Raw genomic sequence first — 18,002 nt, forward strand, 5'->3', positions numbered from 1 at the left:
CCTAATTTTGCAACGCCTCCTCGGTCACCACCGCGGGGGCCTTTTGCGTTTCCCACCCGGCGCATAGCCACAGTATCAACGAGGTCGTGCTCGGCAGGCGCGTTCTGGATTTCTAGCCTGTGCCGCAGCCACGGTCTCTTGCTGAAGTTAATGAGCATCGACGTCACCAGCCGACCGCAAATGCCCGCCAGCGCCGGGGTGTTGGGTGGTGCTGATCGAAACGCTGTCGCATGTTCCAGTGCGGTGACCTTTGCAGCGCCACGGCCATCGCCGTTCGCCCTGATAGTGCGCCGCATACACCGCAGGTCACCAGCTCGGCGAGCAGGTGGGCTGGGCGCTGCGCGCCGCTCAGCAGATTGCCGGCCAGCTTGAACTTCGCGCCCCCGCGCGCTGCGCGATAGCGCATGCCTCAAACGGCCATGGTTTCAAGCTGCCAGTCTTGCCGATGCGACCGGCAGCCAAGATTAAGCTAGAAGTTCACGCGGGCGCCCAGCCGCAGTGTGCGCGGCTCTACGACGCGGCTCAGTCGCCCATCGCTCGGACCGGTAGTGTCGAACGCGGGAATGTAGGACTCGTAATAATAGGCGATATCCTTGTCGCGGCTGTTCAGGATGTTGAGCAGCTCACCATAGACCTGAAAGCGCCCAATCCTGCGTGCCGCACGCAGATTGACGACCGTGCTCCCGCTCTCGCGCACGCTATTCGATCAGCGGATAGGGCCCGAGATGACGCACCCGGATACTTGCTTCCCAGGGATCAAGCACGATCGATGCTCCGGCCGAAGCGGCGTTCTCGAACGCGTTGGGAATGCGGTCGCCGTTGTCATAACGTGAGTGGCTGGCGATAAGTTGCCGTCAAGCGCCAGCCACGGCAGCGGCCGCCAGAAGGCGACCAACTCGTAGCCGTGCCGCTTGCTCGCCCCGGTCGGCTCGACTGCATTGGAGTCGCCGACGAAGCGCAGCTCGCTGTCGACGTCGAGCCACCATTAGGTCGCTGTCAGCATCAGCCCCGATGCCTGCCAGCGTGCGCCGACCTCGCGACCGTCGCGCGCACCAGCACCGGCACCGGGGTGTCGACGTTCACCGCACCGCGCACGTCGTTGGAGTGAAAGCCACGGCCCCAATTGGCATACAGCTCCACATGCTCAGTCGGGGCATAAACGACCGACGCCTTGGGTGAGACAATCGCATCGTCACCGCAGCCTGTTCCTGCCGCCGCTGCCGCGCTGTTCTGCGCGCGCACGGCGTAATGATAATACTCGCCACGTAGCCCGCCGACCGCTCGCACGCCGGCGAGTGGCGTCCACGTCGCTTCACCATAGAGCGAAGTCGACGCCTCCTCGACGTGGTAGCGACCGAGCGAGAACAGAAACGCACGCGCGGCGGTGCGGTCGACACCGACGCGTCTGGTGTGGTCAATATGCCCCGCTTCGCCATCACCGCCGTCGCGCCGTCAACAGCCAAAGGCTGCGTGCGTGCTTCGGCCGAGTTTAGCGTCTCGATCGGCTTCCCGCCGAGGCCCGCAAGCGCATCCAGTCCCATCTGCATGTCGGGCGCTGCCTTGGGCGGCTGCGTGCTGATTGAAGGCGGGGGCGGGGCGACGCGCTGACTGCACGCGGCGATTGCGCGAATACGCCTGCGGATGCCGTCATCAGCGCGGTGGCCACGACACCGAGGATAAGTGGCTGTCTTGAGATCATGCGTTCCTCCTCGCGCTCCAGGCATGAACAATCGAGCGCTTCGCAACCTTTCTGTACGAAACCGTTCCGAACATGCATGGGCACAGGAGAAGCAATGGCGACGATCGTGCCCATCAGTGGCACAACATCGCCCGCCGCCCCGAACAAGCGGCCACCGTCTGCTTGCTGCGGTCGAGCAGAGCACGTCATTGCACATGGCGCTGCTGCGGTTCACGCACGTCTTCATGTTGCAGATGGGACGCACCATCGTGTCCTCACTGGCGCATTCGATCGACCGCCGAATGGCCCGCTGGATCCTGTTGTATCATGATCGCGTGCAAGCCGATGAGATTTGCATGACGCATGAGGAATCCCGTTTGATGCCGGGCGTGCGGCGCAGCAGCGTTAGCGACGCACTTCAGCCTTGAGGAGGACCGGGCGATCCGAGCTGTACGGGCGAAGGTGCTGGTCGTCGACCGCGCCAAGCTGATGGCGTTGGCGGGTGATCCGTATGGCTACGCCGAACAGGAATACGCGCGCTTGGGTGACGTGATGCTGTACGGAGCAACTTATTGGTTGCTAAAGTCTCCGCAGACGCGGCCTCCCAAATTCAGGAGATCGGCACTAGGCAAAGGCAAAGCAAAATCCGGGTAAGCTTTGCGTCAGGCGGCTTTCATAGAGGTCCGGCCGCTGTCACCGCCTTCGGTCATCCAGCGCTCAAGCTGGATGGCTTCCATCGGTCTTGCGAATAAGAAGCCTTGCGCTTCCTCGCAGCCGGCGTTCGTGAGGATCGCTGCCGCTTCCGGCGTTTCCACGCCTTCGGCGACGACACGGTAGGCCAGCTTGTGTCCCAAGCCGATCATCGTTTCCACCAGCACGAAGTCCGGCCCGTGGTTCTCTATGAGATCGCGCACGAAGGACTGATCGATCTTGACGACCTGCGCCGGCAACTTCTGCAGATAGGCGAGACTGCTCTGGCCAGTCCCGAAATCATCGATCGCGACGCAGATACCCGCATCTGCCAATTCGCGCAGCATTCCCAGCGCCTGATCCGGCTGATCCATGATCGCGCTCTCGGTAAGCTCGACTTCGAGTTGGTCAGGCCGCAGCTGACGTTTCAGCAGGCCAAGCTGTATACGTTGGATCAGGTCGGCTTCTGCCAGATTTGCAGCCGAAATGTTGATCGAAAGCGTGAGGCCGATGCCGCGCGCTGTCCAGGATGCCAGCTGATCCAGCCCGGCATCCAGCACCCACTGCGTGACCGTGCGAGCCAGCGATGTTTGTTCAACCAAGGGGATGAACTCGGCGGGAGAAATCTCGCCCAGCATCGGATGACGCCACCGTAGCAACGCTTCAGCGCCAACGCAGCGTCTTGTCGCCAGATCGATGCGTGGCTGAAAGACAAGCCGCAATTGGTCCGTCGCATCCAATGCCGTACCGAAATCTTGGAGCAAACCGTACTGACGGCGATGAGTCCTATCCCGGGAGGCAGAGTACAGGCTGATCGCTCCGTCCGTCGAGCGGGCATCTTGTGCTGCACTGATGGCGCCGCGCAGAATGTCGTCAGCCGATAGCGCGCCCAATGTAAAAGGACGCATGCCTATGGAAACGCTCGTAACGAAGCGGACCGAGGACGATACCCGTATCTGCTCGAACCCGGATCGCAGGATTTCCATATATGCCTCCTGCCCGAGGCCAGACGGCGAAAGGAATGCGAACTGTGTGGCACCTACATGATAAACGGATCGGCTAGGCCCAAGCGCTTCGCGAAGCGCCAACGCAGCTTCACGGACCATCTCGTCTACGCGGCCGCTACCCAAGGCGCGGGTCATCTTGCCGACCTGATCGTCGCGGGCGAGGTCGACCACCACAGCAAAACGCTCTTCGCCCGGCAGATCACGCGCGAGATCGGTCAGGTCATCACGGAACTGAATCCGGGTGGGCAGGCCGCTGACCGGATCGATGCGCCCGAACGCGTGTTGCAGCTCGATCTGCCCCATCACCATCGCCGCGAGGTCGGTAAGCGCTCTCATTTCCGCTGGCGACGCGTGTCGCGGCTCGGTACCCAGAACGCACAACGAGCCCAGTCCATAGCCATCGCTGGTGACGAGCGGGGCACCCGCATAGAAGCGCGTTCCAGCGCGTGCCAGCAGGCTATCCGCGTAACATGGGTCAGCGAGGAAGTCGGTGATCACCAACGGGCTGGCGGTTTCGGCCACCTCGGCACAAGGCGCCTTGTCGCGCGGGATGCTCCAGTGATCGATACCGACGCGTGACTTGAACCACTGCCGGTCGCGATCCGTCAGTGAGATGGCGGCAATCGGCAGATCGAAAATCTGGCTCGCCATGCGCGTGATCCGGTCGAAGCTCTCGCTTGCTGGAGTATCCAGCAGCTTGAGTTGACGCAGGGCGTCTAGCCGAGCCTCTTCCTGATAACTACGCACTGATTGCTCCTTCGAGCGCGACGATACCGTGGCCGAATTAACAACTTGCTGCCGTTCTGATTGCCAAGGGTCGCCAGTCGCAGAGCGTCCGTGTCGCGAAGGCGTGGTGCCGCGCTTCTTCGTGCCGCTTCTTGTGCCGGAACACACCTGCGATGGCGGGCGCGTATAAGCGTAAGCGCATAACAGTATACGCTTATAGGCCTCGCACGACCTGTCCCCTGTTCTCCTTCACGGAGCGAAGTGCCCGCCGATTAGCTGAATCCCCTGCTGGCCTGCCGAAGCGGTTCGCATCAGCGTCGCCGCAATCGGTGCAGCAGGTGCCGGCGTTTCGCCGCCCGTCTTCGCGAGGATACAGCACTTTGCAGAAGGCTATCTGCCCAAGGGATGTATGGAGAGGCTGCAATTAGTCGCTCACCATCGCCGATAGACCGGGGGTGAGGTATTCTTGGACGGTGCCGTCGATCACCGTGACGATCCGGGCGGCGATCCCGAGATCGTGCGCGAGCTCTAGGCCGCCCCGACCTAAAACGGTGAGCGCCGTCGCCCAGGCATCGGCGTCCAGTGCGGTCTGATGGAGTACGCTCGCGGATACGACGTGCGTTTCGATCGGGTGACCGGTGCGCGGGTTGAGCGTGTGGGCGCCGCGGCGATAATTGCCCGAGGTCGCTACGGCCATTCCGTGCAGCGCTATACGCAACGCGGGGAGCGCCAGTCCCGGCGGGCTTTCCAGATCGACCCACCAGGGATCGCCATTTGGCTTGATGCCACGACCGACGAGTTCACCGCCGATTTCGACCAACGCGTTCGAAATGCCGGCGTTATGCAGAAGGTCGGCGATGGCGTCGACCGCATGCCCCTTGGCGATCCCTGACAGGTCAAGCGCTGAGCCGCCCGGTTGGCGAAGATGGGCGCCGCTGGGCGCGAATACGAGCCGGCGCCAGCCCGATGACGCCCGTGCCGTCTCTACTTCAAGTCGGCTGGGCACGTGCGTGACGGGGATAACGCCGAAACCCCAGGCATCGACGAGCTTGCCGATCGCGGGATCGAACGCCCCGTTCGTTGTTTCGGCGATCGCAAGGCCGCGCGTCATGACATGCGCGAAGTCGGGCGGAAGCGTCGTCCAAGTGCCAGGGGCCGACCGGTTGAAGCGCGACAGGAGAGAGTCCGGCTCCCAGTGGCTCATCTCCGCGACGAGCCCGCTCAGTCGCGCGACGATCGCCTTACGGATCGCCGTTGGATCGACGCCGGCGGGCGCAGCGAAGCGCACACTCCACGATGTCCCCATGGTCTTACCGTGCAGATCGAGCACCGCCGCGGACGGATCGCGCGCCGCGAAAGCCGCGGCGTCAATCGTTGGCGGAAGCGCGATCCTCATGCCGAACGCCTCAGGGCGTCAGGACTTCAAGCGTCGTCGCGTAGCTCATCCGTCGCTCGGTCGCGCGTGGCGAGGTTGCTTTGGTGTCGGTCAGTGTGGCGTTGAGCCAGTACATGCCAGCTGCCGGCCACGAAACGCGCAGCATCCCGTCGGCGCCGGTTGTCAACTCGCGTGCACCCTCGTCGTTGCGATAGCGCTTGCCGCCGGGGATCACCGTGACCTTCAGGCCGGCGGCGGGCTGGCCGTCGATCAGGAAGCGGAAGCTGGCGGTCTCGCCGGCGACCAGTTCGTCGGGGTGCGTGACCGGTGCGAACTCCAGACCCTTGCCGGTCGTCTTGAAGACGGTGGTGGTCGGCGCGCCTGCTGTCACGAAGATCTCGTTGCGGCCCGATACCTCGGTGATCTTCACGTCGGTCGCGTTGGCGGGGATGTCGGCGATCGTCAGCGGGGCGGGTGCGTTTGGCTGCGGCGGGCCGCGACGACCGCCGATCCGCTTCTCGACCCCATCGACCTTGAAGCTACCCATGACGGCGGACATCTGCGTGCCGATCTTCCAGGTGCCAGGCTTATCGAGCTTGACGTCGAACACCGAGCGATAGCGCCCTGTCGCCCCGTTCTGGAAGATGCCTTCGCTGCCGTCGGGCTGCCAGACCTTTACGCCATCGAGGCGTAGCGGCTGGTGATCAAAGAAGAACAAGTCGTTTGAGACGGCGGCGTCGACTGTCACCCAGCCCTCGGTGCCCGAGAACACGGTGGCCGACGGCAACAGCCACATGCGGTGCGCCGACAGTGCGGCGGGTACTGACAACAGCGCAGCGGCGACCATCATGCGTATGGCAAAAGGCTTCATGATACATCCTTAGCGGGCGGAGATGGCTACGGTGCCGAGCTCGGTCTTGCCCGTGGTGCGGGCTCCGGCGGCAAGCGGTACGGAGACAAGCTCGCGACCGCCGGTTTCACGCGCAGCCTCGACGTTCAGGACGTATTCGCCGGGCCTGACGTCGGACGGGACGGGGATGGTGTACTGGCCCGGCGCGCGCGTGGCGCCGCTGAGGCCATCAGCGGGCATTGTCATGCTCCGGCCGCCCTTGCGCCACCATGCGCGCAAGTCCGCGAGCCATTTGGTGCCAGGGTCGTTCCCGCGCTTCTTGAGATCGTACCAGACCGCCAGCGTGCGCGACGCACCGCCGCCGACCGGCTCCAGCCATATCGCCACATAGGGCTTGTGATATTCGGCGACGCTCAGCCGCGGGATGGCGATCGTGATGGTGCCAGCGGGCGCGGCGCTGGCCGGCAACGACAGGGCCGGCGCGGTGATCGCCCCGCCAAGCAGCAGGAACACGGTAGAACGCATGGCAGGACCCCTCAATGTGCGAACAGGAAGACAAGCAGGATGGGAATGGCGAGCCCGGCGGCGACGATCGGCCAGGTCGTCGGCCGATGCCGCGCGTGCAACTGAAGCAGCAGCAACCCGGTCAGCGTGAACAGGATGCAGGTGCCGGCGAAGATGTCGATGAACCACGCCCATGCCACGCCCGTATTGCGGCCTTTGTGGAGGTCGTTCAGATACGAAATCCAGCCGCGATCGGTCGTCTCAGCCGTTATGCGCCCGGAGGCACGCTCGATACTGATCCAGGCGTCGCCACCTGCCCGGGGCAGGGCGACATAAGCGTCGGAATCGGACCACTCGACTGGCTTGCCGGCGGGATCAAGACCGACCGTGGCCGCGACGCTTTTCGCGACCGGCGTGGGCAGAGGCGAATCCGGGGCGCGTGATGCCGTCAGCATGCGCTGTAAGGAGGGAGGCAGCATCGCGCTCCTTTCGACGACCACGGGAGTGGCACCAATCGTAGCTGCATGGTTGAGCGTGATGCCGGTGATCGCGAACAGCAGCATACCGGTCATCGACAAAGCCGCGCTGATCCAATGCCAGCTATGAAGCTGCTTCAACCACAAGCTACGCCACCTTTTCCGATCGCGGCTGACGGACGCTCGCCTAGGCGTAGAAGGAGATTGGGGTGTCACAACTCCGTTTAAGCCGAGTCGAGATACGCATCAAGGCTAATGCGAATAATTATCATTATTGAGATGTCGGCCGTAACCGCTCGGTCTGGCTGACTGACTATGGCAGCAGAAACTGGATCGCGCGAAGGCTGCTGCCGATTGCGCGGGAAGCTGGATCTGGCTTTGCAAGCTGCGATGCGGGTCGACGCCGACAACACCAAGCTGCGTCGAAGCAGAGCTGACGACACCGAAGTGGTGGCCGCCGTACCCGGACGCCAATACGAAATGTGCCACACCGGCTGGCAGCAGTAGAACTTCGGCGTGGGGCTCCGGCGGCCGTCGTCGTGGGTTCGGCAGCCACCGGATCTGGCTAGCGTGGATTACCCGCCAACCATCTTCACTGCATCACCGTGCCGGAGGGATGTGATCCGGCAACTGTCGGCCCAACGTTAGTAATGTGTGCCACGGCATCTCGCCAACACAGCTCCACTGCCAATCGCATTTCAGCCTTTGGGCTTCATCCAATCGTGCATCGTCATCCAGCGCGCGAACTCGTCGAACCAGCCGGTGCTGGTCGTCTTCTTCGGGTACATGCCAAAGCCGTGTCCGCCCTGTTCGAACAGGTGGAATTCGATCGGCCGCTTGGCCGCGCGCCAACTGTCGATCAACCCGAATGATCCGCCGCCGAACAACGGGTCGTCAGCGGCGAGCGCCACGAAGATTGGCGGTGCGTCCACTGGCACCGTCATTGCGGAGACCGGTCCGTAAATGTCGCCTACGAATGCCGGCTTGGCGTCCGGCTGGCCGTTCAGCGTCGTCGCCATGGTCAGCATCGCACCAGCCGAAAAGCCGACCATGCCGATCTTGGCCGGATCGACGTGCCACTCTACGGCCCGCTTGCGGATCAGGGCGAAGGCGGCGCGGGCATCGGCAAGCTGGGGCGCCAGCTTCGCCATCATCGCCTCGGCGGTTGGCCGTGGTGCGCCGCCGGCACCAAGGTTCTGTAGCGATTTCTGGTAGGCGGCCATGTCGCCTGGGGTCTGGTTGAGCCGGTACTTGAGGACGAACGCCGCGACGCCGCGTGCGGCGAGGGCGCGCGCGACGTCCCAGCCTTCGTTCTGCATGGACAATGTCGTAAACCCGCCGCCGGGGGCGACGATGACCGCCACGCCGCTTGCGTTCGCTGGGTCAGGCAGGAAGGGCGTTAGTGTTGCGACCGTCACATTGCGGGCAAACACGCTGTTGTACTGGCTGTGCCAGGACTCCTTCGCCGTAGCGCCGGGGAGGGCGCCCGTCCCGAGCACGATGGCGTCGGGCTGAACCGGCACCGCAATCGGCATCATCCGATCGGACTGCGCCTGAGCAGGCGAGATCACCGCCGTGGATGCGGCGAGAGCCAGGGCGCAGGACCGCACGCCGACCCGCGCGGCCGCGAGTTTATCGTATAAGAACCTCAGCATGACATCTCCTCGTTATGGTTTTTACGCGTGTTACGGCTGCGCGCGCTGAGCTTGATCCTGCCGCACCGGTTCCGTGCTGCTAAGACCTGTTCGACGATTGCTCTTCTGCCGGGGCTGAGACACCCGCCTCAGTCTGAATGACCGGCTTCATCGTGCCGTCTGGATTATAATAGAGATGTTCCACCGTCACCGCGCGCCGCCCGATCGCGCCGCTCTGATCGCCGATTGCGAGCGTGGCATTATGGAGGAACAGATACCATTTGCCCTTGAACTCGGCGATGCCGGGGTGGATGGTAAAACTGTACTTGCCCGAGCCGGTGAGTTCGCCGCGATAGGTCCACGGCCCGGTGATCGCAGGCGCGGTCGCGTAAGAGACATGTTCATCGCGCTGCGTTGCCCGGTCGAGCGAGGCATACGTCAAGTAGTAGAGCTTGCCGCGCTTGTGCAGCCAGGGACCTTCTTCATAATGCGGCAGCGTGATCTCGGTGATCGGCCCGTCGAGTTCGATCATGTTCGGCTTGAGTTTGGCGATGTAGCACTCGCGATTGCCCCACGCGATCCAGGTGGTGCCGTCGGTGTCGGTCAGCACGGTGGGATCAATGTCCTCCCAGCTATGCTTGCCCTTTGGCGTCATTTCGTTGGTGATCAGCGCCGATCCGCGGGCGTCCTTGAACGGACCTGTCGGCGTGTCGGATACGGCTACCCCGATCGCCTTGCCAGGATGGGTGCTGTCATGCTCGACGGGCGCGTAGAGATAGAACTTCCCGTTCTTCTCGATCGCCTGCGGCGCCCAGGCGTCCTGCTTGGCCCATTTGAAATCCTTGACGCTCATGATCGGCGGGTGCGCCGTCCACGTCTTCATGTCGGTGGTTGAATAGACCAGCCACTCGCGCATGTTGAACATCTCGTCACGCTGCGCCTCGTCGTGGTCGACATAGAGGTACAGCGTGTCGCCAACGACGAGAGGCGCCGGGTCTGCTAGGAACTTGTCGCGAATGATCGGGTTCGAACCGGGAACATGGGAACTGTGATCGACCATTGTCGGTGCAGTCGTCGCCGCGGACAACAGGAGCGCCGCTAGCGACATTCCAAACCAAATCATTTGCCATCTCCCGGAGAACGGCTTGTAGGGTAGTGCAACGGTTGGATTGGTCAACGGGGGATGCCGCCCATACGGTCGGCGCAACCATGTGTCGCCGTTTATGGTTGCCAGTTCGGCCGATAGCTAGGATCCAGCCGACGATCGATGAAGTACGCCGCGCTGATGAACGCAAGATGCGTCAACGCCTGCGGGAAATTACCAAGCGGCAGACCACGCACGTCGAGTTCCTCCGAAAACAAGCCGAGCGGATTGGCGTAGGCCATCCCCTTGCCCAGCACGATCTGCGCCTCGTCGAGCCGGCCGGCACGGGCGAGGCATTCGGCATACCAGAACGTGCAGGTGGTGAACGCGCCTTCGCCGCCCTCCAGGCCATCGGCGTTGCGGTAGCGATAGACCAGGCCATCGTCGCGCAACTGCGTGCCGATCGCATCCAACGTCTTCAGCCATACCGGGTCAGTCGCGGGGACGAAGCGAACCAGCGGCATCATCAGCAGCGCCGCATCGAGTTCGGTGCCGCCGCGTTCCTGCACGAAATAGCCGTGCTCCGGGTGACGGAAATTCTCCCACACATCTGCCACGATCGCGTCGCGACACGCCGTCCATTCCGCCATCGGCGCGGTCAACGACCGCTTGTGCGCCAGCCGGAGCGCACGGTCGATCGCCACCCAGCACATCACCCGCGAATGCAGGAAGTGGCGAGCCTCGCCCCGCATCTCCCAAATACCGGCGTCCGGCTCCTGCCAATGCTGCATGACGTATTCGACGATGCCGCGGACGTGCTGCCAGCCTTCGTGGCTGATCGCGGCGCCATATTTGTTGGAAAGATACACGCTGTCCATCAGCTCGCCGAAGATATCGAGCTGGGTCTGGTCGTGCGCGGCATTGCCGATCCGTACCGGACGACTACCGGCATAACCTGCGAGGTGCGGCAGTTCCTGCTCGTCGCGGGCCTCCGATCCGTCGAGCGCATACATGATACGGATCGGGTGTTCGGGGTCGGCGGCCATCACCCGCTTGGCGGCCCAGCGCCGGAAATCCTCCGCCTCGTCGGTAAAGCCGAGCCGCATGAAGGCGTACACGGTAAACGAGGCGTCGCGGATCCACGTCGCGCGGTAATCCCAGTTGCGCCCGGCGCCCGATGCTTCCGGCAGGCCGAACGTCGCCGCCGCCGCGATCGAGCCATGCTCCGCCGAGGTCAGCAGCTTCAGCGCCAGCGCCGACCGCAGCACAGCCTCGCGCCACCGTCCCTTGTAGCTGGCTTGATGCAGCCAGTGGCGCCACGCCGCGACGGTTCCGTCGATCGCAGCGGCGAGAGCAGCGTCGTTGGCAGGCGCGGTCAGCGTTTCACCACCGAGGATGAACCACGCGCTTTCACCGACGTGTAACGTAAAGCTGCTCCGCGCGGCGCCCTCCGCACACGTCAGCGGAACCGACGCGAACAGCCGCAGCGTGAGGCCCGGTCCGCTGAAACACACTCCCCCCGCCACCGGGGCGACATCCGGCACCGCGCGTGCGTAATCGAAGCGTGGCGCGCAATCGGCGGTGAACGCGACCGTGCCTTTCGTCACCGTAACGCGCCGGATCAGGCAGCGCGCGCCGTGATCGGGGCGGGGGTGCGCATCGGGATGCGGCATCAAGTCGACGACCTCCGCACTGCCATCTTCGCCCATCCAGCGGGTCGTCAGCACGTTGGTGTCGGGAATGTAGATCTGCATGTGGCGCGGGTTCTGGAGCGCCGGCGTGATCGCGAACGCGCCGCCGCTGCCGACATCGAGCAGGTCGGCGAAGATCGTCGGGCTGTCGAGCGCGGGCCAGCACAGATAGTCGACCGTACCGTCGCGCGCGACCAGCGCCGCAGTAGTGAGATCGCCGATGATGCCGTGATCGCCGATCGTGCGGAGCGGCGGCACGTCGTCCGAGCGGTGGCGTTCAACCATTGTCGCGAAACTCGGGGTACAGCGACATGCCGCCATCGACGAACAGGGTGGTGCCGGTGACGTAATCCGCCTCGTCCGAGGCAAGCCACACCGCCGCACGGGCGACATCCTCGGGATCGCCGATGCGGCCGTACGGAATTAGCCGCAACAGCTTGCTGAGCGCCTCGTCACTGTCCCAGGCATCCTGGTTGATCGGCGTCTTGATCGCTCCCGGCGCGATCGCGTTGACGCGGATGCCGTCGCTTGCGACCTCCTGCGCGAGCGTGCGGGTCAGCATCCGGATGCCCCCCTTGGCCGAGGCATAGTTGATGTGGCCGGCCCAGGGGATCACCTCATGCACCGAACTCATCGCGACGATGACGCCGGCGCTGCGCGCCGGGCGGCCCGCCGCCGGCTGCGCGCGGAAATGCCGCACCGCCTCACGCGCGCACAGAAACTGACCAGTCAGGTTGATGTCGATGACGGTGTTCCAGTCCTCCAGCGTCATGTCGGCGATCGCGGCATCCTTCTGCACGCCGGAATTGGCAACGAGCACATCGACCCGGCCGAATGCGGCGGCGGTCTGCTCGAACAACGCGGCGACCTCGTCCTCCTTCGACACGTCGGCCTGCACCGCGATCGCGCGGCCGCTGCCGGCGGTGATGCGCGCGACGAGGTCTTCGGCGGCGTCGCGACCGGAGCGATAGTTCACCGCCACCGCCGCTCCCGCGTCGGCCAGCGCCTCCGCCACGGCAAGACCGATGCCGGAACTCGCGCCGGAGACGATGGCGACATGGTCGATCAGTGGCTGGTGTTGCGTCGGCATCGGGATCTCACAAATGGTGCTGCCGCTAAACACTTCAACGACGAATGGGATGCCCGCGCCGGTCGCAATCGCCTGAGCGCGCGCTACGCCGCTCTGCAGCAGCATCATGCCCAGATCGACCTGCGATGCCTTAAAGTTGCCGCAAAATCGGGCGGAATACCCGGCTCAATAAAGGGGAAGTGCTAGAAAAGTGCCGCGAGTCGCCCCGCAAGTACGGTGAGATGAGCGCGTCAGCTATATACAGCGGCAAATTTGTTCATCGAGGAGCAAGAAACCGTTGCAGAAAAGTGACAATTTCGGGGTTCCCGGCTTTTTTCACTTCGCAGTGCAACAAGTCGCCACAAAGCAGGTTCAGTGGGCTCTGGGTTCAACCATTCCGTAAGCTTGTAAGGTCTCAAACAGATGCTGAAAATCAAACTCGCCGCCGCCGCTCTCGCCGTGTTCGCAGCCGCCCCTGCCATCGCGCAGGACACGTCGGCTCCGATGCCTGCGGACAACTCCACCCCGACCGCACCGGACGGCAGCAAGGCGTTTGGCATCGTGCCGTATGTCGGCGTGATGGGCAGCTATGAGTCGTTCGACAACCAGCCGAACCACGGCATCCCGCAGGCGCTGAACGCGAATGGTTCGCTGCGCAACAACTACCGCCTGACCGGTGGTCTGGTTGAGGGCGTGGTCGGCTTCAACGTGCCGCTCGGCCCGGTGTTCGTCGGTGCGGAAGGTACCGTTGCCAAGGGCTTCACCGGCAACATCGATTGGGAATACGGCGGTGCAGGCCGTTTCGGCGTGCGCGCTGGTGACAGCGGCCTGTTCTTCGGCAAGGTCGGCTACAAGTGGGTCAACTTCGACCACTACGCACCCTACGTCAGCGGCAACCGCAACGACAAGACGCATGACGGCATGGACTACGGCATCGGCTTCGAAGTCGGCCCGCAGGACATCGGCCTGAAGGGCATCACCGGCAACGCCGGCTTCCGCATCCGCGGCGAAGTCGACACCTTCGGTGCGTTCCACAGCTTCACCCCGAAGCTCGGCGTCATCACGCACTTCTAAGACTTCGGTCCTAGGACGCTGCCGAAAGGGCGGGGAACGGCGACGTTCCCCGCCCTTTTGCGTATGCGGCACCGCGGGTCTGAACGCCTTGCTCACTCAACCGTTTAGGGTGGGATGACACCCGCTCGCCCCGATCCCGCCCCGCGTGAAAGCGCGCGTGAATGGCTGCCGCGCCGGGTGCTGCTGACCCGCAGCGCGCGCGACTGGCCGCACGCGCGTGCCATCGCCGAACGCGCGGCGGCGCGCGGCGTGGAGGTGGTCGAGCTGGCGAACGACCGGCTGTTGCTCGATCTGCCCGATGATCCGCGCCGGGCCTACGCTGCGGCCAAGGCGACGCTCGCGGTGGTCGTCGCGCCCCCCTCCAAGCGCAAGTTCCAGCCGATCGCGCCGAGCGCAGACTGGCGCGTCGATCTCGCCGAAGGCTGCCCGGCGCATTGCGGCTATTGCTACCTCGCCGGCTCGCTGAAAGGCCCGCCGATCACGCGGGTCTACGCCAACCTCGACGAAATCCTCGCCGCCGTGCCCGCCTATCTCGGTCAGGGCACCATCACCTCGCGCAGCACCGCGCGCGCACACGAAGGCACCACGTTCGAGGCATCGTGCTATACCGATCCGCTCGCGCTCGAACCGTTGACGGGGTCGCTCTCCACCGCGATCACCTGGTTCGGCAGTTGGCAGGCGGACGCGCAACTGCGTTTCACCAGCAAGTTCGCCGATGTCACGCCATTGCTCGGCCTCGCACACAACGGTCGCACGCGGATGCGCGCCTCGCTCAACCCGCGCGCCTTTGCGCGGTTCGAGGGCGGCACCTCGCCGGTGGCGGAGCGGCTGCGCGCGCTGCGGCAGATGGCGCAGGCGGGCTATCCGATCGGGCTGACGATCGCGCCGATCATCGCCGCCGACGGCTGGCGCGAGGCATACGCCACGCTGATCGACGATGCCGCCACCGCGCTCGCCGATCTGCCCGCGCTCGACCTGACGGTCGAACTCATCACCCATCGCTACAATCCGGGATCGAAGGCGGTGCTCGAAAGCTGGTATCCCGGCTCGTCGCTCGACATGGGGATGGACCGGCGCACCATCAAACGCACCAAGTTCGGCAGCGAGAAACTGGTCTACGACGCCGCGACGATGCGCGAACTGCGCAGCTTCTTCGAAGACAAGATCGCGGCCGCACTGCCGCTCGCGCGGGTGCTGTACTGGACATGACCGTGTTCTTCACCGCCGACACCCATTTCGGCGACCACCGCACCATCAACATCTGGAAACGCCCGTTCGCGAACACCGCCGAGATGGACGCCCTGATCCTGGAGCGCTGGAACGCCACCGTCGCGCCCGATGATGAGGTGTGGCACCTCGGCGACGTCGCGCGCCGGCCGGCGGATGTGGCGGGCTGGCTCGCCCGGCTGAACGGGCGCAAACACCTGCTGCGCGGCAACAACGATCCCGATGCCACGCTCGCTGCCGTCGGCTGGGCGAGCGTCGGCGATTATGCCGAGATCGAGCTGGGCGGGCGCAAGCTCGTGCTGTGCCACTATCCGTTCCGATCGTGGAATGGTCAGCATCGCGGCAGCCTCAACCTGCACGGCCACAGCCACGGTCGCCTCAAGCCGATGCCACGCCAATATGACGTCGGCGTCGACGTTTACGAATACACGCCAGCCACCCTCGCGGCGGTGCTGGCCAGCAAGGACACACAACATGGCGGATGACAACGGACGCGCGATCCCGAGCGGGCGGCTGTCGCGGCTCGGCCGGTTCGGCCGGATGGCGGGCGGCATCGCCGGCGGTGTGATGGCGGAGGGCGCGCGCAAGCTGGCGAGCGGCGAACGCCCGCGCATGAGCGACCTGCTGCTCACCCCCGCCAACGCGACGCGGGTGGCGGACCAGCTCGCGCACCTGCGTGGTGCCGCGATGAAGCTCGGCCAGATGATCTCGATGGACGCAGGCGACATGCTTCCGCCCGAACTCACCCGCATCCTGTCGCGGCTGCGCGACAATGCGCACCACATGCCGCCACAACAGCTCGACAAGGTGCTGATCGCCGAGTGGGGCCGCGACTGGCGGCGGCGCTTCCGGCATTTCCAGGCGCAGCCGGTCGCCGCCGCCTCGATCGGGCAGGTTCACCGCGCCGAACTGCCCGACGGGCGGATCCTCGCGATCAAGGTGCAATATGCCGGTGTGGCGGCGAGCATCGACGCAGATGTCGACAATGTGGCGACGCTGCTACGCGTCTCCGGGCTGCTCCCGCGCGAGATCGACATTGCGCCCCTGCTCACCGAGGCCAAGCGGCAGTTGCACGAGGAGGCAGACTACACACGCGAACGCACCATGCTGGAACGCTACCGCACGCTGATCGGTGATGATCCCGCCTACGTCGTCCCCGCTGCCGAGCCTGCGTTCAGCACCCCCAACGTGCTGGCGATGGACTTCATCGCCGGCGAACGCATCGAGGCGCTGGAGACGCGCGGGCAGGAAGAGCGCGACCGCGCCGCGCACGCGCTCGTCGCGCTGGTCTTACGCGAACTGTTCGCGTGGGGCACGATGCAGACCGATCCCAATTTCGCCAATTACCGCTGGCAGGCCGAGACGGGCAGGCTGGTGCTGCTCGATTTCGGCGCGACCCGCGATATCCTGCCGGAAACGCGCGCTGGCTATCACCGCCTGCTGATGGCCGGGCTCGGTGGCGATCGGGATGCAGTGCGTGAAGCGGCGGTGGCGGCGGGGTTCCTCGGGGAAGCGGCGGTGGCGCGACACCGCGCGGCGGTGGACCGGATGATCGACGTGATCCTCGGCGAGATGACGCGCGAAGGCCCGTTCGACTTTGGCGACCGCAGCTTCGTCGGCGTGATCCGCGAGGAGGCGCAGGCCATGGCGGAGGATCGCGCGACCTGGCACGTACCGCCGATCGACACGCTGTTCGTACAGCGCAAGATCAGCGGCACCGCATTGCTGTGCGCGCGGCTGAAGGCCAAGGTCGAGGTGCGCGGCATGATCGAGGCCTATCAGAACGCGTAGCGCACCGCGCAATACGGCATCGCCGCACCCAGCCAGCCGAGGAAGCGGTCGAGCCATTGCCGCTTCCACCCCACCTTGTAACGCAGGTTGTGCATGCCCGACTGGCTCCACTTGGTTTCCTGAATGTCGGGGCGCCACAGCCATTCTTCGGCGCGCGGGTGCCATTGCAGGTTGGTGTCGTGGAGCGCTTCGTTGTGCGTCAGGAAGATCACCTCGCACTTGAGCTGCGCCTTCGCCGCCGGGGAGAGCGTGTCGTTCAGCTCGGCGAACAACGCCTTCCACTCCGGCTCCCAGTTTTCATGCACGATCACCGGCGAGAAGTTGACGTGCACCTCGTAACCGGCGGCGACGAAAGCGTTGATCGCGGCGATCCGCTCGGACACCGGTGAGGTGCGCACGTCGACGATCTTCGCGATCGTCTCGGGCATTAGCGAGAAGCGGATCCGGGTGCGTCCCTGCGGATCGTACTCTAGCAAATCGCGATTGACGTATTTGGTGGCGAACGAACCCTTGGCATTGGGGATGTCCCGAAACGCCGCGACCAGATCGCGCACGTTGTCCGACAGCGCGGCATCCAGCGACAGATCGCCGTTTTCACCGAGATCGTACACCCAATCGACCGGATCGATCGTGTTCGGCTCGGGCTTCACGCCCTGTTTGGCGGCATGACGCGCCAGCGCCCGCGTAATATCGTCGATGTTGACGAAGATGCTGATCGGGTTCGCATAGCCCTTGCGCCGCCCGACGTAACAATAAGCGCACGCCATCGCGCAGCCATTCGAGGAGGACGGCGCGATGAAATCCGCCGATCGCCCGTTGGGCCGCATCGCCAGCCCCTTCTTCACGCCGAGCACGAGGATCTCGCGCTTCACCCGCAGCCAATCCTCGGCAAGCGCGGGGTTGGCAAGCTGTGCAATCTTCCAGTGGCTCGCAACCTCGACCAGCTCGGCATCCGGAAAGCGCGCCAGCACCTCGCGCCCACGCGGGTAATCGCGCACGGCGGGTTCGAGGTAGATCAGGCGGGGGTCGATCAGCGTGCGCGGCAGGGCCATGTCGGTTCAACGCGGGCGCCAACGGCCGGGTCCGCGCGGGCCTCGCAATCGCCGCGCGGAGATGCGATGGAGCG

18 protein-coding genes and 1 pseudogene are annotated in these 18,002 nt (G+C 64.7%); 7 read left to right on the forward strand and 12 right to left on the reverse strand.

Annotated elements, in window-relative coordinates:
• Positions 1–163: 163 nt before the first annotated feature.
• Both L8F97_RS07985 and L8F97_RS07990 read right to left on the reverse strand, forming a co-directional pair.
• The gene (locus L8F97_RS07985; RefSeq protein ID WP_242148326.1) at positions 164–406 is read right to left on the reverse strand and encodes a hypothetical protein; all 243 of its coding nucleotides are present in this window, start codon (positions 404–406) and stop codon (positions 164–166) included.
• A 63-nt stretch (positions 407–469) separates the two neighbouring features.
• Positions 470–1,416 (reverse strand): annotated as a pseudogene (locus tag L8F97_RS07990) (TonB-dependent receptor domain-containing protein); the annotation flags it as partial.
• Here L8F97_RS07990 and L8F97_RS07995 point away from each other — a divergent pair.
• Complete coding sequence (locus L8F97_RS07995) at positions 1,345–1,608, forward strand: hypothetical protein (protein WP_242148328.1); 264 nt, start codon at positions 1,345–1,347, stop codon at positions 1,606–1,608. The pseudogene L8F97_RS07990 and the gene L8F97_RS07995 sit on opposite strands and share 72 nt — an antisense overlap.
• A gap of 285 nt (positions 1,609–1,893) precedes the next feature.
• Positions 1,894–2,106 (forward strand): hypothetical protein, encoded by a 213-nt coding sequence (locus tag L8F97_RS08000; protein WP_242148330.1) that lies wholly within the window; start codon positions 1,894–1,896, stop codon positions 2,104–2,106.
• Between the two features lie 234 nt (positions 2,107–2,340).
• Here the strand turns inward: L8F97_RS08000 and L8F97_RS08005 are convergent, their stop codons facing one another.
• The 5 genes from L8F97_RS08005 to L8F97_RS08025 all read right to left on the reverse strand — a co-directional run bounded on the left by L8F97_RS08005 (position 2,341) and on the right by L8F97_RS08025 (position 7,522).
• A complete protein-coding gene (locus L8F97_RS08005) occupies positions 2,341–4,122 on the reverse strand; it encodes a putative bifunctional diguanylate cyclase/phosphodiesterase (RefSeq protein WP_242148332.1) in 1,782 nt (593 codons plus the stop codon).
• A gap of 403 nt (positions 4,123–4,525) precedes the next feature.
• Positions 4,526–5,497, reverse strand: a complete 972-nt coding sequence (locus L8F97_RS08010) for an FAD:protein FMN transferase (protein ID WP_242148334.1) — start codon at positions 5,495–5,497, stop codon at positions 4,526–4,528.
• A 10-nt stretch (positions 5,498–5,507) separates the two neighbouring features.
• Positions 5,508–6,347, reverse strand: a complete 840-nt coding sequence (locus L8F97_RS08015) for a DUF4198 domain-containing protein (protein WP_242148335.1) — start codon at positions 6,345–6,347, stop codon at positions 5,508–5,510.
• A gap of 9 nt (positions 6,348–6,356) precedes the next feature.
• Positions 6,357–6,851, reverse strand: a complete 495-nt coding sequence (locus L8F97_RS08020; RefSeq protein WP_242148337.1) for a DUF2271 domain-containing protein — start codon at positions 6,849–6,851, stop codon at positions 6,357–6,359.
• Between the two features lie 11 nt (positions 6,852–6,862).
• Entirely contained in the window at positions 6,863–7,522 is a 660-nt protein-coding gene (locus tag L8F97_RS08025) for a PepSY-associated TM helix domain-containing protein (protein WP_313931929.1), read from the reverse strand.
• Between the two features lie 99 nt (positions 7,523–7,621).
• Between L8F97_RS08025 and L8F97_RS08030 the strand changes: the two genes are divergently transcribed.
• Positions 7,622–7,813, forward strand: coding sequence for a hypothetical protein (locus L8F97_RS08030; RefSeq protein ID WP_242148341.1), 192 nt, complete (start codon positions 7,622–7,624; stop codon positions 7,811–7,813).
• A gap of 191 nt (positions 7,814–8,004) precedes the next feature.
• Here L8F97_RS08030 and L8F97_RS08035 read toward each other — a convergent pair whose 3' ends face one another.
• The 4 genes from L8F97_RS08035 to L8F97_RS08050 all read right to left on the reverse strand — a co-directional run bounded on the left by L8F97_RS08035 (position 8,005) and on the right by L8F97_RS08050 (position 12,913).
• On the reverse strand, positions 8,005–8,961 hold the full coding sequence (locus tag L8F97_RS08035) for an alpha/beta hydrolase (protein WP_242148343.1): 957 nt from the start codon (positions 8,959–8,961) through the stop codon (positions 8,005–8,007).
• A gap of 79 nt (positions 8,962–9,040) precedes the next feature.
• Entirely contained in the window at positions 9,041–10,063 is a 1,023-nt protein-coding gene (locus tag L8F97_RS08040; RefSeq protein WP_242148344.1) for a glycoside hydrolase family 43 protein, read from the reverse strand.
• 98 nt (positions 10,064–10,161) lie between these two features.
• Positions 10,162–12,000: a glycoside hydrolase family 15 protein gene (locus L8F97_RS08045; RefSeq protein ID WP_242148346.1), complete on the reverse strand. Its 1,839-nt coding sequence runs from the start codon at positions 11,998–12,000 to the stop codon at positions 10,162–10,164.
• Positions 11,993–12,913 (reverse strand): glucose 1-dehydrogenase, encoded by a 921-nt coding sequence (locus L8F97_RS08050; RefSeq protein WP_242148349.1) that lies wholly within the window; start codon positions 12,911–12,913, stop codon positions 11,993–11,995. Before L8F97_RS08050 ends, L8F97_RS08045 begins: the two co-directional genes overlap by 8 nt.
• A gap of 294 nt (positions 12,914–13,207) precedes the next feature.
• On the opposite strand from L8F97_RS08050, the gene L8F97_RS08055 reads away from it, so the two are divergent.
• The 4 genes from L8F97_RS08055 to L8F97_RS08070 all read left to right on the forward strand — a co-directional run bounded on the left by L8F97_RS08055 (position 13,208) and on the right by L8F97_RS08070 (position 16,876).
• Complete coding sequence (locus L8F97_RS08055; protein WP_242148351.1) at positions 13,208–13,858, forward strand: outer membrane protein; 651 nt, start codon at positions 13,208–13,210, stop codon at positions 13,856–13,858.
• 114 nt (positions 13,859–13,972) lie between these two features.
• Positions 13,973–15,067 carry an SPL family radical SAM protein gene (locus L8F97_RS08060; RefSeq protein ID WP_242148353.1) on the forward strand — a complete coding sequence of 365 codons (1,095 nt, stop codon included), beginning with the start codon at positions 13,973–13,975 and terminating at the stop codon, positions 15,065–15,067.
• Positions 15,064–15,570 (forward strand): metallophosphoesterase family protein, encoded by a 507-nt coding sequence (locus L8F97_RS08065; RefSeq protein WP_242148354.1) that lies wholly within the window; start codon positions 15,064–15,066, stop codon positions 15,568–15,570. Before L8F97_RS08060 ends, L8F97_RS08065 begins: the two co-directional genes overlap by 4 nt.
• Positions 15,560–16,876, forward strand: coding sequence for an ABC1 kinase family protein (locus L8F97_RS08070; protein WP_242148356.1), 1,317 nt, complete (start codon positions 15,560–15,562; stop codon positions 16,874–16,876). The genes L8F97_RS08065 and L8F97_RS08070 overlap by 11 nt, the downstream gene beginning before the upstream one ends.
• Here L8F97_RS08070 and L8F97_RS08075 read toward each other — a convergent pair.
• On the reverse strand, positions 16,864–17,928 hold the full coding sequence (locus L8F97_RS08075) for a spore photoproduct lyase family protein (RefSeq protein ID WP_242148359.1): 1,065 nt from the start codon (positions 17,926–17,928) through the stop codon (positions 16,864–16,866). The genes L8F97_RS08070 and L8F97_RS08075 overlap by 13 nt on opposite strands.
• Between the last annotated feature and the right edge of the window lie 74 nt (positions 17,929–18,002).

Source organism: Sphingomonas sp. BAUL-RG-20F-R05-02 (assembly GCF_022662305.1).
GTDB lineage: Bacteria > Pseudomonadota > Alphaproteobacteria > Sphingomonadales > Sphingomonadaceae > Sphingomonas.

Coding starts and splice junctions, on each gene's coding strand:
- L8F97_RS07985 (WP_242148326.1), bottom strand. CDS start 406: ATGCGCTATCGCGCAGCGCGCGGGGGCGCGAAGTTCAAGCTGGCCGGC.
- L8F97_RS08000 (WP_242148330.1), top strand. CDS start 1,894: ATGGCGCTGCTGCGGTTCACGCACGTCTTCATGTTGCAGATGGGACGC.
- L8F97_RS08010 (WP_242148334.1), bottom strand. CDS start 5,497: ATGAGGATCGCGCTTCCGCCAACGATTGACGCCGCGGCTTTCGCGGCG.
- L8F97_RS08015 (WP_242148335.1), bottom strand. CDS start 6,347: ATGAAGCCTTTTGCCATACGCATGATGGTCGCCGCTGCGCTGTTGTCA.
- L8F97_RS08020 (WP_242148337.1), bottom strand. CDS start 6,851: ATGCGTTCTACCGTGTTCCTGCTGCTTGGCGGGGCGATCACCGCGCCG.
- L8F97_RS08030 (WP_242148341.1), top strand. CDS start 7,622: ATGGCAGCAGAAACTGGATCGCGCGAAGGCTGCTGCCGATTGCGCGGG.
- L8F97_RS08035 (WP_242148343.1), bottom strand. CDS start 8,961: ATGCTGAGGTTCTTATACGATAAACTCGCGGCCGCGCGGGTCGGCGTG.
- L8F97_RS08040 (WP_242148344.1), bottom strand. CDS start 10,063: ATGATTTGGTTTGGAATGTCGCTAGCGGCGCTCCTGTTGTCCGCGGCG.
- L8F97_RS08045 (WP_242148346.1), bottom strand. CDS start 12,000: ATGGTTGAACGCCACCGCTCGGACGACGTGCCGCCGCTCCGCACGATC.
- L8F97_RS08050 (WP_242148349.1), bottom strand. CDS start 12,913: ATGATGCTGCTGCAGAGCGGCGTAGCGCGCGCTCAGGCGATTGCGACC.
- L8F97_RS08055 (WP_242148351.1), top strand. CDS start 13,208: ATGCTGAAAATCAAACTCGCCGCCGCCGCTCTCGCCGTGTTCGCAGCC.
- L8F97_RS08060 (WP_242148353.1), top strand. CDS start 13,973: ATGACACCCGCTCGCCCCGATCCCGCCCCGCGTGAAAGCGCGCGTGAA.
- L8F97_RS08065 (WP_242148354.1), top strand. CDS start 15,064: ATGACCGTGTTCTTCACCGCCGACACCCATTTCGGCGACCACCGCACC.
- L8F97_RS08070 (WP_242148356.1), top strand. CDS start 15,560: ATGGCGGATGACAACGGACGCGCGATCCCGAGCGGGCGGCTGTCGCGG.
- L8F97_RS08075 (WP_242148359.1), bottom strand. CDS start 17,928: ATGGCCCTGCCGCGCACGCTGATCGACCCCCGCCTGATCTACCTCGAA.